Annotated in this window: 16 protein-coding genes; 7 read left to right on the top strand and 9 right to left on the bottom strand. The window is 75.3% G+C overall.

Going from position 1 to position 12,528, the window contains the following annotated elements:
- Positions 1–118 precede the first annotated feature (118 nt).
- A complete protein-coding gene (locus BLASA_RS24720) occupies positions 119–352 on the top strand; it encodes a hypothetical protein (RefSeq protein ID WP_014374211.1) in 234 nt (77 codons plus the stop codon).
- Positions 349–723 carry a type II toxin-antitoxin system PemK/MazF family toxin gene (locus BLASA_RS01430; RefSeq protein ID WP_014374210.1) on the top strand — a complete coding sequence of 125 codons (375 nt, stop codon included), beginning with the start codon at positions 349–351 and terminating at the stop codon, positions 721–723. The genes BLASA_RS24720 and BLASA_RS01430 overlap by 4 nt, the downstream gene beginning before the upstream one ends.
- A 90-nt stretch (positions 724–813) precedes the next feature.
- Here BLASA_RS01430 and BLASA_RS01425 read toward each other — a convergent pair whose 3' ends face one another.
- Complete coding sequence (locus BLASA_RS01425; RefSeq protein ID WP_014374209.1) at positions 814–1,035, bottom strand: hypothetical protein; 222 nt, start codon at positions 1,033–1,035, stop codon at positions 814–816.
- 305 nt (positions 1,036–1,340) lie between these two features.
- A complete protein-coding gene (locus BLASA_RS01420; RefSeq protein ID WP_166486438.1) occupies positions 1,341–1,607 on the bottom strand; it encodes a hypothetical protein in 267 nt (88 codons plus the stop codon).
- 210 nt (positions 1,608–1,817) lie between these two features.
- On the opposite strand from BLASA_RS01420, the gene BLASA_RS01415 reads away from it, so the two are divergent.
- The 4 genes from BLASA_RS01415 to BLASA_RS01400 all read left to right on the top strand — a co-directional run bounded on the left by BLASA_RS01415 (position 1,818) and on the right by BLASA_RS01400 (position 5,943).
- A complete protein-coding gene (locus BLASA_RS01415; protein ID WP_014374207.1) occupies positions 1,818–2,783 on the top strand; it encodes a glucosyl-3-phosphoglycerate synthase in 966 nt (321 codons plus the stop codon).
- A gap of 87 nt (positions 2,784–2,870) precedes the next feature.
- Complete coding sequence (locus BLASA_RS01410; protein WP_014374206.1) at positions 2,871–3,710, top strand: glycerophosphodiester phosphodiesterase; 840 nt, start codon at positions 2,871–2,873, stop codon at positions 3,708–3,710.
- 104 nt (positions 3,711–3,814) lie between these two features.
- Positions 3,815–4,774 (top strand): glucosyl-3-phosphoglycerate synthase, encoded by a 960-nt coding sequence (locus BLASA_RS01405; RefSeq protein ID WP_014374205.1) that lies wholly within the window; start codon positions 3,815–3,817, stop codon positions 4,772–4,774.
- Positions 4,775–4,782: 8 nt separating this feature from the next.
- Positions 4,783–5,943: a glycosyltransferase gene (locus BLASA_RS01400; RefSeq protein WP_231839530.1), complete on the top strand. Its 1,161-nt coding sequence runs from the start codon at positions 4,783–4,785 to the stop codon at positions 5,941–5,943.
- Between the two features lie 3 nt (positions 5,944–5,946).
- Here the strand turns inward: BLASA_RS01400 and BLASA_RS01395 are convergent, their stop codons facing one another.
- The 3 genes from BLASA_RS01395 to BLASA_RS01385 all read right to left on the bottom strand — a co-directional run bounded on the left by BLASA_RS01395 (position 5,947) and on the right by BLASA_RS01385 (position 8,821).
- Entirely contained in the window at positions 5,947–6,903 is a 957-nt protein-coding gene (locus BLASA_RS01395) for a Gfo/Idh/MocA family protein (protein WP_014374203.1), read from the bottom strand.
- On the bottom strand, positions 6,900–7,565 hold the full coding sequence (locus BLASA_RS01390; protein WP_014374202.1) for an HAD family hydrolase: 666 nt from the start codon (positions 7,563–7,565) through the stop codon (positions 6,900–6,902). The genes BLASA_RS01395 and BLASA_RS01390 overlap by 4 nt, the downstream gene beginning before the upstream one ends.
- Positions 7,566–7,705: 140 nt before the next feature.
- Complete coding sequence (locus BLASA_RS01385; RefSeq protein WP_014374201.1) at positions 7,706–8,821, bottom strand: NDMA-dependent alcohol dehydrogenase; 1,116 nt, start codon at positions 8,819–8,821, stop codon at positions 7,706–7,708.
- Between the two features lie 178 nt (positions 8,822–8,999).
- Between BLASA_RS01385 and BLASA_RS01380 the strand changes: the two genes are divergently transcribed.
- Positions 9,000–9,698, top strand: coding sequence for a TetR/AcrR family transcriptional regulator (locus BLASA_RS01380; protein WP_014374200.1), 699 nt, complete (start codon positions 9,000–9,002; stop codon positions 9,696–9,698).
- Positions 9,699–9,707: 9 nt separating this feature from the next.
- Here the strand turns inward: BLASA_RS01380 and BLASA_RS01375 are convergent, their stop codons facing one another.
- From BLASA_RS01375 to BLASA_RS24490, 4 genes are all read right to left on the bottom strand, one after another.
- Positions 9,708–10,301: a TetR-like C-terminal domain-containing protein gene (locus BLASA_RS01375; RefSeq protein WP_014374199.1), complete on the bottom strand. Its 594-nt coding sequence runs from the start codon at positions 10,299–10,301 to the stop codon at positions 9,708–9,710.
- A 134-nt stretch (positions 10,302–10,435) separates the two neighbouring features.
- Positions 10,436–10,768 (bottom strand): hypothetical protein, encoded by a 333-nt coding sequence (locus BLASA_RS01370; RefSeq protein WP_014374198.1) that lies wholly within the window; start codon positions 10,766–10,768, stop codon positions 10,436–10,438.
- 56 nt (positions 10,769–10,824) lie between these two features.
- A complete protein-coding gene (locus BLASA_RS01365) occupies positions 10,825–11,715 on the bottom strand; it encodes a 1,4-dihydroxy-2-naphthoyl-CoA synthase (RefSeq protein ID WP_014374197.1) in 891 nt (296 codons plus the stop codon).
- A gap of 115 nt (positions 11,716–11,830) precedes the next feature.
- The gene (locus tag BLASA_RS24490; protein ID WP_166486416.1) at positions 11,831–12,523 is read right to left on the bottom strand and encodes a hypothetical protein; all 693 of its coding nucleotides are present in this window, start codon (positions 12,521–12,523) and stop codon (positions 11,831–11,833) included.
- Between the last annotated feature and the right edge of the window lie 5 nt (positions 12,524–12,528).

The raw sequence follows: 12,528 nt of genomic DNA, 5'->3' as shown, positions 1-12,528 counted from the left end.
CGACGGGGGACCGGCTCCCTCGAGGGGCGCACCGTCGGCGACCCATGGGGCGGCCTTCGGGTCGCTCCACCGAGGCGTCAGACTTCGCTCCGGAAGATTCGTGGGTATCCTCGTCAGTATGCCTGACACGGTTACCACCATCAAGGTGCCGCGGAGCCTGCGCGAACGCATCGCCGCACGGGCAGGTCGGCAACGGATGACCGCCGCCGAAGTGATCGCCGAACTCCTCGACGAGGCAGACCGGCGGGCGCGGTTCGAGGCCGTCCGCGAGGCCTACGCGAGCACGGACGCGTCCTACCGCGAGGAGACCGAGGCATGGGACTCGTTGGCTGACGACGGTCTCCACCCGTGACGGACACGGCTTCCTCGCTCGCGCGTGGCGCCATCATCTGGGTCGACTTCGACCCGACCGCGGGGCGGGAACAGCGTGGCACCCGACCCGCCGTGGTCGTGTCCAGCACGGACTACCTGGCCAGCGTCCGCGATCTGGCGATCGTCGTCCCGATCACGTCAGTGGACCGAGGTTGGCCCCACCACGTGCTCGTCGAGGGTGACCGCACCGGCCTCTCCAAGCCGAGCTTCGCCATGACCGAGCAGCCGCGGACGATCTCGACGACTCGGATCACGCGACGCACGGGGACCGCGGGCGCCGACACCATGCGGCGCGTCGACCAGTGGCTCCGCGACTTCCTCGGCATGGGTCGCGAGCCTGGCCGCGAGTGACCCACAGGGCGGCGCTTGGTGTCAACGCCGCCCGTAGCCGCGGGGACCGGGCCCCCCGTGGGCCCGGTACCCGCCGCTACCGCGCCCGGGTCAGCGGGTGGCGCCGTCGCGCTGGGCGGCGGTGAAGGTGAAGGCGATCCGGCTGGCCTGGCCGACCAGGTCCTCGCCTGCGGTCTCGGGGAACGAGATGCTGGCCAGCAGGTGGTCGACGCCGCCGGGGAACAGCGCCCCGCTGGTGAACGGCACGGTGGTCATGCCCGCGGCTGCGTCCAGGTCGATCGACAGCACCCCCGTGCCCACCTGGGCGTCCACGGCCTCGGTGTCGGTGAAGCCGCCGTAGGTTGCCCAGACCGGCGACGGTGGCCGCCGCGGCGAGGACGCCCAGGGTGCCGACGAGCTTCGCGGCAGAGCTGCGCTCGGCGGCGGTGCTGATCCGGCTGATCACGGTGCGGTCCCCCCTGCTGCTGACCGGGCGGCTGATCCACCCGGCGGCAGGGACGAGCCTGCGCGGCCGACCGCACGGTTGCGCCCAGCGATCCGCAAGAGAACCGCAGGATGCCGACGGTGCCCCGTGGCGCACCTCCCGGCCGGTCAGGCCGATGACGCGCCCCCACCCGCTAGGCCGGGCCGACCTGCCGGCGGCGGTCGGAAACCGGCACGGGGCGGTCGGGGACGGGCAGGGCGCGGCCGGCCGCGAGGCGGGCCGCCTGCGCCCGGCGCTGCGCCGAGCGGCGCAGCAGCACCTCGGCCTGGACCGTGTCATCGGTGCGCCGGGCCCGTTCGGCCAGGACGTCGGCGGTCTCCAGCAGCAGCGCCACCCGCCGCCGCTGATCGGCCGTCGCACGGGGCACGGGCACTCCTCGGGGCAGCTGCCCAGTGGTCATGCCGCACATCGTGGGCGCTGCCCGAGCGCACCGCGACTCGGCCGGACGCGGCCCCCCGATCGGATGACGGAACGGGGACGCACCTGCAGCACCGCAGGAGCCACGAACCGGGCCACCCCCGACCACCGGCACGGAACGTCCCCGTGACGGCGAGGTGAACAGCCCCGACCCGCCCTGGTGCCCGGAGCCGGCCTGGTCGACAGTGGGGAGGTGAGACCCGACGCCCGCGCCTGGTTCGCCGACCGCACCACCACGGCGACGTCGCTCGACCGGATCGACGTCGCGGCCCTGCTGCACGCCAAGCACCGCGGCGGCCACCGGATCAGCGTCGTCCTCCCCGCGCGCAACGAGGAGGCGACCGTGGGCCGGCTGGTCGCCGACCTGCGCGCGCACTGGATGCGCCGGACGCCGCTGGTCGACGAGCTCGTCGTCGTCGACTCCGACAGCACCGACGCCACCGCCGCCGTCGCCCGCGCCGCCGGGGCCTCCGTCGTCGCCACCACCGACGTGCTGCCCGCCCACGGCACCCGCCGCGGCAAGGGCGAGGCGCTGTGGAAGTCGCTGGCCGCCACCACCGGCGACCTCGTCGTCTTCCTCGACGCCGACCTGCTCGGCGACGTCGCCCACTACGTGCCCGGGCTGCTCGGCCCGCTGCTGACCGACCCGCAGGTCGACTACGTGAAGGGCTGCTACACCCGGCCGCTGCAGGTCGGGGACGTCGTGCTGCCCGCCGGCGGGGGCCGGGTGACCGAGCTGACCGCCCGCCCGCTGCTCAACGCGCTGTGGCCCGAGCTCGCCGGGGTCGTCCAGCCCCTCGGCGGCGAGTACGCCGGCCGGCGCACCGCCCTGGAGCAGGTGCCGTTCGTCGCGTCCTACGGCGTGGAGGTGGGGCTGCTGGTCGATCTGCTGCGGCTCGGCGGGCTGGCCTCGCTGGCCCAGGTGGACCTCGGCGAGCGGCGGCACACCTCGCAGGGCGTCGAGGCGCTCGGCGAGATGGCCGGGCAGGTGGTCGCCACCGTGCTGGCCCGGGCCGCGTCCGCGCCGGATGCCAGCGGGCTGCTGACCCGGTTCCGGCACGACGGCGCCGGCTTCGTGCCCCGTACCAGCAGCGTCGCCGTCGACGAGCGGCCGCCGATGGGCACCGTCCCGGAGTACCGCGCCCGGCTGGCCGGCTGAGGTCACCCCCACGGTCGCGGTCTCCACCGCGGGCGGGGAGGATCGCCGCGTGCCGGTCGCTCCTCCCGTCCTGTCCGCCTCGCGCAGGTGAGCGCCCCCGAGGTCGTCGCCCACCGCGGGGCCACCGCGGAGGCGCCGGAACACACGCTGGCCGCCTTCCGCAACGCGGCGGTGCTCGGCGCCGACGCGGTCGAGTGCGACGTCCGGATGACCCGCGACGGCGTGCTGGTCTGCGTCCACGACCGAAGGGTCCGGCGCACCTCCAACGGCCGCGGCGTCGTCTCCGCGCTGCACCTCGCCGAGCTCGAGCAGTTCCGCTTCGGGGCCCGCCGCAGCCGGTTCGACCGGTGGAAGGACGACGAGATCGTCGCCGTCACCGACGAGCCGGACGTGGAGAACGGCCTGGTGCTGACCCTGGACCGGCTGCTCGAGTACGTGACCGCCACCCCCGGCACCGTGCGGCTGGCCATCGAGACCAAGCACCCCACCCGGCACGCGTTCCGCGTCGAGGCCGAACTTCTGCGGACCCTGCGCCGGTTCGGCCTGCTCCGCGGCGACCGGCCGGCCGAGTGGGGCGGGAAGCCGGCGTTCCGGGTGATGAGCTTCTCCCAGCTCGCGGTGCGCCGGGTGACCGCTCTCGCGCCGGGCGTGCCGACGGTGCAGCTGATCGGCAAGCGGCTGCGCCCGGTGCGCACCGACCTGCTGTCCGGGTCGATGACCGCGGTCGGCCCCGGGCTGGCGCTGGTGCGCGCCGACCCCGGCTACGTCGCCCAGGCGCACGCCGCCGGCAAGGAGGTGCACGTCTGGACGGCGAACTCCCCCGCCGACATCGACTTCCTGCTCACCCTCGGCGTCGACGCGCTGATCACCGACCGCCCCGACGAGGCGCTCCGCCGCCGGACCCCGCCGGCGCAGCCCGGCCGCTGAGACCCCACGCACGGGAGGGGCGACGGAACGCGTCGTCTCCGGCATGCTGCGCCGACGGGGGTCCCGCGCCGGTGCGGACCCGGCGCCCGACCGGGGGGACGTGCATGCGGGCGGACGTTCGACGCTGGCTCCACCACCGCACCTATTCGGCGAGCGCCTGGCAGCCGGCGGACGTGCTGGCCGCCAAGCGACGAGCGGGCTGCACGATCAGCGTCGTCCTGCCCGCACTGGACGAGGAACGCACGGTCGGCGCCATCGTCGCCGCCCTCCGGACCTGGCTGATCGAGGACCACCCGCTCATCGACGAGCTGGTCGTCATGGACAGCGGCTCCACCGACCGCACCGCGGCCGTCGCCGCGCGTGCGGGGGCCCGGGTGGTGCACGTCGACACGGTCCTGCCCGAGCACGGCCGCGTCCCGGGCAAGGGGGAGGCGCTGTGGAAGTCCCTCGCCGTCACCACCGGTGACCTGGTGGTCTTCGTCGACGCCGACCTCGTCGCGTTCGACCCGCGGTTCGTCGTCGGCCTGGTCGGTCCGCTGCTGGCCGACCCCGGCGTCGGCTACGTGAAAGGCCTGTACGACCGGCCGCTCGACACCCCTGAGGGCCTGGTGCCCTCCGGGGGCGGGCGGGTCACCGAGCTGCTCGCCCGGCCGCTGCTCAACGCCTGGTGGCCGGAGCTGGCCGGCTTCGTGCAGCCGCTGTCCGGCGAGTACGCCGGCCGCCGCGCGCTGCTCGAGTCGGTGCCGTTCGTCTCCGGCTACGGCGTGGAACTCGGTCTGCTGGTCGACATCCTGGAGGAGGCCGGGGTGGACGCCATGGCCCAGGTCGACCTCGGCACCCGGCGGCACGGTCACCAGCCCGACGCGGCGCTCGGTCGCATGGCCGGGCAGATCCTGCAGACGGCGCTGGCCCGGCGGCCGTCCGCCGGGCCGTCGTCGGCCGAACTGCTCCAGTTCCTGGGCAGCGGCGACGGCATCGAGGCGGTGAACTGGGACGTCGGAGTGCTGGAGCGGCCCCCGATGCGGTCGGTCCGGGCGGCGGAACAGCACCGGCGGGGCGCATGAGGATCCTGATGGACGCCGGCCCCTGGCTGCCGGTGCCACCGAACGGCTACGGCGGGCTGGAGAACGTCGTCGCCACGCTCACCGCCGAACTGCGCGCCCGCGGGCACGTGGTCGTCCTCGCGACCGTGGGCGACTCCCGGTTGCCGGCCGACGGACTGGTCAGCGCCTTTCCCACCGGCCAGTTCGCCCGGCTGGCCGGTCCGTACCCCGAGGTCGTGGGGATCGCCCACGCCCACGCCGTCGCCGTCCTCGCCGCGCTCCGAAAGCATGCGGACGCCGGGGAGCCGTTCGACCTCGTCCACACGCACCTGGAGGTCGTCGGGCCCGCGGTGCTGGCCGCGCTCGGGGAGGCCGCTCCCCCGGTGCTGGCGACGCTGCACTGGGACCTGCGCCGCAACGCCGACTTCTACGAGCGCTTCGACGGCAGGGGGCGGGTGTTCTTCGCGGGCGTCTCGGACACCCAGGTCGCGCGGGGGCCGGATGCCGTGCGGCGCCAGACGGTCGGCTCGGTGCCGCTGTCCGTCCCGATCCCTTCCGAACCGCCGCTGCCGACCGCGGACCGGTCGGACTACGCGCTGCTGCTGGCCCGGATGTGCGCGCTCAAGGGCGTGGACACCGCGGTGCGCGCCTGCCGGACGGCCGGGCTGCCGCTCGTGCTCGCCGGGCCGGTCGCGGGGCTGCCCGACGCGGCGGCGCTGGATGCGGCGCTCGCCGACCCGGACCACCCGGTGCACACCCACCCCGACCTGGCGTGGTTCACCGCACACGTCCGGCCGCTGCTGGACGGGGACCGCGCGCGCTGGATCGGCTCGGTCACCGGAGCGGACAAGACGCGGCTGCTCCGCGAGGCCCGCGCCGTCCTCTTCCCGATCCGCTGGGAGGAGCCGGGCGGGACCGCCGTGTGCGAGGCCCTCGCCGCCGGGACCCCGGTCGTGGCGATGGCCCGCGGGTGCCTGCCTTCCCTGGTGGAGCACGGGCGGACCGGTTTCCTCGCCTCCGACGAGGCCGGGTTCGCCGCTGCGCTGCACCGGGTCGGCGACATCGACCCGGCGGTCTGCGCGGCGGAGGCGCGCCGCCGGTTCGCGCCGGCGGTCATGACCGACCGCTACGAGCGGCTCTACGGTGAGGTGTTGCGGCGGGCGGGCGTCTCCTACGCGCGGGCCGGATAGGCATCAGGGCCGGGGGCGCACCGGAGCACCGGTCCGCGCCGCCTCCGCGACCGCCCAGGCGAGGCGGTGGGTGCGCAGCGCCTCGGCGTGGTCGACCAGCCCCGCGGGGGCGGGACGGCCGGTGAGGACGTCGACGAAGGCCCGGTCCACCGCCGTCCGCGCGTCGACGGACGGGGCGGCCTCGCGCACGCCGTCGGCCCCGGTGATCCGCAGCGAGGTCTCGGTGAGCTGGAGCAGCAGGCCGTCGGCGGCCACGTCGATCCCGGCCCCGCCCCTCGCCGGGAGGGCGCACGTGGCGGCGAGGGTGCCCACCGCGCCGGAGGTGAAGCGCAGCACGGCGGCGGTGGCGTCGGCGACGTCGCGGTCCGGAGCCGACGACGGCGCCGCGATCGCCTGCACCTCGTCGACCTCCCCCGCCAGCACCCGGGCCAGGTCGAGCACGTGCGTAACCTGCTCGACCACCTGCCCGCCGCCCAGCGCGGTGCTGGACCACCAGGCCGGCGGCGGGACCTTGTCCTGCCAGGTGACGCTCACCAGCCGGGGCGTGCGGCCGGTCAGCTCGTCCCGGGCACGGGCCACCGTGTCCAGGTGACGCCAGTGGTAGCCGGTCGCGGTGGGCAGACCGGCCGCGGTCACCGCCTCGGCCACGCGCTCGGCGACGGCGAGATCGGCCGCCAGGGGCTTCTCGACGAAGAAGGGCAGCCCGGCGGCGGTCACGGCCAGCTCCAGGTCGCCGTGCGCGAACGGCGGGACGCACAGCCAGACGGCGTCCGGCCGGGCGCGCAGGAGCTGCTCGACCGAGTCGAGGACCGGCACGCCGAGTGCCGCGGCGAGGGCGTCCGCCGCCCCGGGCACGGCGTCGGCGAGGCCGACCAGCTCCACGTCGTCGAAGCCGGCCAGGGTGCGGGCGTGCCGGGCGCCGACGCCGCCCGCGCCCACCAGCCCGACCCGCACGGTCACGCCGGCGGTATCCGGTCCAGCGCCGCGGCGAGGTCGCCCGGGGTGTCGAAGACGTCGACCGCCCCGGCCTCGCGCAGCTCGTCGTCCCCGAACCCGCCGGACCGCACGACGAGCGCCGGCATCCCGGCGTTCTTCGCCGCCTCGACGTCGAAGACCGAGTCGCCGACCACGACGCTCGGCGCGTCCGCGGGCTCGCCCAGCTTCGTCAGCGCCACCTGCAGCAGGTCGGGGGCGGGCTTGCTGGACTCGACGTCGTCGTTGGTCGTCCACGCCTCGGCCAGGTCCCGGACGCCGAGCAGGTCGAGGAAGTGGTCGACGTGCTTGGCCTTGCCCGAGCTGGCCAGCACCACCCGGTGCCCGCGCTCGCGCAGGCCCTCGATCAGCTCGCGGGCGCCCGGCAGCGGCGCCACCTCGTCGATCAGCCGGTCGAACTCCTCCGTCCACCGTTCGCGGGCGTCGTCGCCGATCCGCGCCTCGACGTCGTCGCCACCCAGCGCCGCCGGCAGCCGGTCGCCGCCCATCCCGATCAGCCGGTGGATCCGCCAGATCGGATAGGTCTCCCCCAACGACCGGGGCGCCCGGTACCAGGCCAGGGCGTGCTGGTAGTTGGTGTCGACCAGGGTGCCGTCGACGTCGAGGACGGCGATGCGGGGCTCACTCATGCGCCGCAGGCTGCCCACTCGGCGCACTCCCCAACCGGCCCCCGCCACTACCTAGGCATAGGAGGCTATGCATACGGTTTCGGTGCCGAATCCGTATGCATAGCCTCCTATGCCCTGACGGGCGGGCGGCGGCGCCGGGCTCAGCGGGAGTGGTCGAGGAGGCCGCGCACCGTCTCGCCGGCGGCCTGGTCGCGGTACCCCTGGTTGACCTCGTCGAGGGAGTACCGGCGGGTGATCAGCCGGTCGAGCTCCAGCCGGCCCTCCTCGTGCAGCCGCAGCAGCCGCGGGATGTCGGTGAACGGGTTGCACGAGCCGAACATCGCGCCCTGCACGCGGTGCTCGAACACGGTGGTGACCTGGCCGTTGAGCACCGCGCGGCCCTCCTCGGGCCGGTCGGCCAGAGCGGTGAGCACGAGCGTTCCGCCCTTGCCCAGGCAGGCCGACGCCGCCCGGTAGACCTCGCCCGACATCTTCCCGACCGTCACGACCACGACGTCGGCGCCGGTGCCGCGGGACAGCTCGCGGGCCGGCCCGACCGCCTCGCCGGCGTCGGCCACCGTGCGGGTGGCGCCCAGCGACTCGGCGAACTCGCGCTTCATCGCCACCGGGTCGACGCCGATCACGTGCATGGCGCCGGCGTGCACCGCGCCCTGGACGGCGTTCACGCCCACCCCGCCGAGGCCGACGACGACGACCGTGTCCCCTGGCCGCACCCCGCCGGAGTAGACCGCCGAACCCCAGCCCGTCGGCACGCTGCAGGCGACCAGCGCGGCGGTGTCCAGCGGCAGCCAGGGGTCGATCCGCACGCAGGAGAACTCGCTGAGCAGCGTGTGCCGGGCGAAGGCGCCGATCATGCAGAACCCGCCGAGCGGCTCGCCGTCCAGCCGGTAGGGAAACGTGCCGGTGGGCAGCTGGCCGGTGGCGATGGTGGCGCCCTTGTCGCAGAGGTTGGAGCGGCCGGAGGCGCAGAACCGGCAGTGCCCGCACGCCGGCAGGAAGCTGGTGACGACGTGGTCGCCGGGGGCCACGCCGGTCACGCCGGCGCCCACCGCCTGGACGACGCCGGAGCCCTCGTGCCCACCCACGATCGGGTACCGCCCGCCCGGGTTGGCGTGCCGGAGGTGCTCGTCGGAGTGGCAGAGCCCGGCGTAGGCCATCTCGACCAGCACCTCGCCGGGGTCGGGGTCGAGGACCTCCAGCTCGACGAACTCGTACTCGGTCTCCGGCTCGCGCAGTACCGCAGCTCTCGTCCGCACTTGGCGGCTCCTCCTCGCAGTCGTCCGGCGCCGCCGGCGTCTGCAGCGGGGCACCTCGCGGGACATCGTGCCTGGCCGGCAGCGGGCACCCACATCCACCCCGCGATGCGGTGTGCACGACATACCGTCCGGTCGGTAATGCGCGGCGCGAGCCTCCCGGGTACCTAGGCTCGGCGCCGTGAACGAGGGCACCGACCGCCGGGCGGCGAAGAAGGCACGGACGCGGGCGCACATCCGCGCGGTGGCGCACGCGATGTTCGCCGACCAGGGCTTCGACGCCGTGACCATCGCCGACATCGCCCGCCGTGCCGACGTCGCCGTGCAGACGGTCTTCAACCACTTCCCGACCAAGGAAGAGCTCTTCTTCGACGGGCGCATCCCGTGGTCGCACGGTCCGGCCGACGCGGTCCGGAACCGGCCGGCCGGGGTGTCCCCCCTGGCGGCGCTGGCCGATCACCTGGCCGATGGCGCCGCACGGTTCGTGGGCCTGCAGCTGAGTCCGGAGGGGCGCGCCTTCACCGAGGTGGTGCGGACCAGCCCGGCCCTGGCCGCCTACGAGCAGCGGGTGCTGTTCGAGGCCGAGCCACGGCTGGCGGCCGCACTGGCCGAGGCCTGGGAGACCGACCCCGAGCCCGGCCTGGCCACGTCACCGGTGCTGTTCTGCCCGCGGATGGCCGCCCCGCTGGCCGCAGCCCTGTGGCTCGCGGTGTCCCGGGTGGTCGCGACCGAGCAGCGGCTGGTCGCGGAGGAGGCAGCCGACCGCGACCCCGCCGCGGAGGTGCGGGCGCTGGCCGACCGCCTCATGAGCGGCCTGCACGCCCAGCTGGGCCTGGAGCCGCGGGCGGTCGCGGCGCAGCCGGCACACCGCACCGGCTGAGCGCCGAGGTCAGGCGGGAACGCGCTCGCCCACCGGCCGGACCAGCGGCATCAGGACCTCGTCGACGACCAGCTCGATCTGGTCGGGACCGAACGGCTCGGCCATCCGGTAGCGCTGCCACCAGAACGCCTCCAGGACCGACGTCAGCAGCCGCATCCGCTCGTGACGGACCAGTTCACCTCGCTCCTCGGCGCGAGCGCAGATCTTCCCGACGGCCGCCGTCAGGGGCTGCACCAGGGCCTCGTCGAGCCCGGCGCGCAGCTCCTCGTCGTGCCGCGCGGCACCCACGAGGCTGGCCACCGCCCGCTCCTCGCGGCTCAGCGGCTGCGTCCACCGCGCGTTGAGCAGACCGAGCAGGTCCTCCCGCACCGAGCCGCCGTCGTCGGGCAACGCCACCAGCTCGAACCGGCTCACAGCCGCACGGGCGAGCGCCGCCATGGTCGGCCACCGGCGGTAGATGCCCGCCTTGCCGGCCCGGGCGCGGGCCGCGATGCGGTCGCTGTTGAGCCTGCCCCATCCCTCGTCGGCCAGGATGTCGACGGAGACGGCGAGCAGCTGCTCGGACAGTTCCGCGCTCAGCGGCCGTCCAGGCGCGCCCGTCATGACGCCGTTCCGGCACGGCTGGTCGTATGCACGGGGCCATCCTGGCGTCTCGGCGGGAGGACCACAATGATCTCGCTACCGATAAGTAGCGATGACTTCCCGCAGGTCACAGGGGTGCGCCCGCAGGGTTGCGCTCAGGCGCCGGCGGCGCTCTCCACGTGCACCTGGAGGCTGGCGCCGTCCTCGGACAGCCATCCCTTGCCGCGGGCCGCGGTGATCATCCGATCCCACTCCGCCGACCAGCCGGGGCCTCCGGCGCGTGGCTCGGCGGCGGCGCGGAGGGCCGCCACGTCGAGGAACGCGGTGTCCTCGTCCTGCAACCGGCCGAGGCCCGAGCGCTCCAGCGCCTCGGCGGCCTCCTCGTCGGTGACCACGCCCAGGGCCAGGTGCAGCCGCCCCAGGTCGTCGACGTCGACCACCCGCGCCTCCGGACGCTCGTCGGCGCCCGTCACCACCTCGACGATCACAGCGACCTCCTCTTCGTCTGTTCTTCCGGCCCCGGGAGTCCCCCCGTGGCGCCGATTCACACGTGCCAGGGGAACCGGGTGAAGTCGGGGTCGCGCTTCTCGAGGAACGCGTCCCGGCCCTCGACGGCCTCCTCGGCCATGTAGGCCAGCCGGGTGGTCTCGCCGGCGAACAACTGCTGACCGACCAGCCCGTCGTCGATCAGGTTGAACGAGTACTTGAGCATCCGCTGCGCCGTGGGGCTCTTCGCCACGATCTTCTTCCCCCACTCCAGCGCGGTGCGCTCCAGGTCGGCATGCGGGACGACGCGGTTGACCATGCCCATCGCGTGCGCGTCCTGGGCGGTGTACTCGTCGCCGAGGAAGAAGATCTCGCGGGCGAACTTCTGCCCGACCTGGCGGGCCAGGTAGGCCGAGCCGAAGCCGCCGTCGAAGCTGCCGACGTCGGCGTCGGTCTGCTTGAACCGGGCGTTCTCGGCGCTGGCCAGGGTCAGGTCGGAGACGACGTGCAGGCTGTGCCCGCCGCCGGCCGCCCACCCGGGGACGACGCAGATGACGACCTTGGGCATGAAGCGGATCAGCCGCTGCGCCTCGAGGATGTGCAGCCGGCCGCTCGAGCGCCCCTTGTCGTGCTCGTAGCCGTACTTCCCGCGCACCCGCTGGTCGCCGCCGGAGCAGAAGGCCCAGCCGCCGTCCTTCGGGCTGGGCCCGTTGCCGGTGAGGAGCACGCAGCCGACGTCGGTGGACAGCCGCGCGTGCTCCAGGGCGGCGATCAGCTCGTCGACGCTCTGCGGCCGGAAGGCGTTGCGCACCTCGGGCCGGTCGAAGGCGATGCGGACGACGCCGGCGTCGACGGCGCGGTGGTAGGTGATGTCCTCGAAGTCGAAGCCCTCGACCGGCCGCCAGGCGGAGCTGTCGAAAATCTCGGAGACGTCGTCGCGGGCGCTCATGCACCGAACCTAGCGAGACCGCGCCCGACCGCGACCCCAGGCCCGTGGTCACCGCTCCCGCGCTGCACCGCTGGGGTCGCGACAGCCCGGGTCGACGAGGAGGGAGACGCCGGCTTCAGCCGAGCAGGCTGCCGGTGACGTCGTCGGTCACCCTGGAGAGGCTGACCAGGACGCCGTTCACCACCCGGCACGGGCAGGGGACGTCGTTGGCGTCGGTCTCCGGCTCCGGGGTCGGGGCCGGGGCCGGCGGCTGCGGCGCGGGCTGCAGCGCCGGGGCGGGCTGCTGCGGCGCGGGCTGCAGCGCCGGGGCGGGCTGCTGCGGCGCGGGCTGCAGCGCCGGGCCGGGCTGGGGAGCCGGTGCGCCGGCGGCGGTCCCGCCGTCGTACGCCGGAGCCGGCGCCTGGCCCCCGCCGGCATTCGCGGTGCCGCCGCCCGACCGGCCGCCGCTCGACCCACCGACGGCCGGGGCGCCCGCGCCGCCGGTCGTGGACCCGCTGGTCCCGCCCGTCGACCCGCCGCTCCCGGTCCTCCAACCGCCGGTCCCGGCGCCACCACCGGCGGCGCCCGGCGTGCCCGAGGCGTTGCCCGCGGCGTCCACCGGCGTCCCTCCGGGGTCGCGCGTCCGGGCGGCCTCCGTCGTGGCGCCGGGAACGGCTCCGTCGTCGGAACCGCCACCGGGACCGCCGCCTCCGGCGCCGCCGCCGTCACCCCCGCCGCTGAACACACCGCCCGCACCGCGGGAGGACGGCGAGCTGTCGCTGCCGGAATCCCACGCGGACAGGAGCACCACGGGCACGGCGATGAGCACGCCGG

Source organism: Blastococcus saxobsidens DD2 (assembly GCF_000284015.1).
Classification (GTDB): Bacteria; Actinomycetota; Actinomycetes; order Mycobacteriales; family Geodermatophilaceae; genus Blastococcus; species Blastococcus saxobsidens_A.
This window is presented reverse-complemented; position numbering and strand designations above follow the sequence as displayed.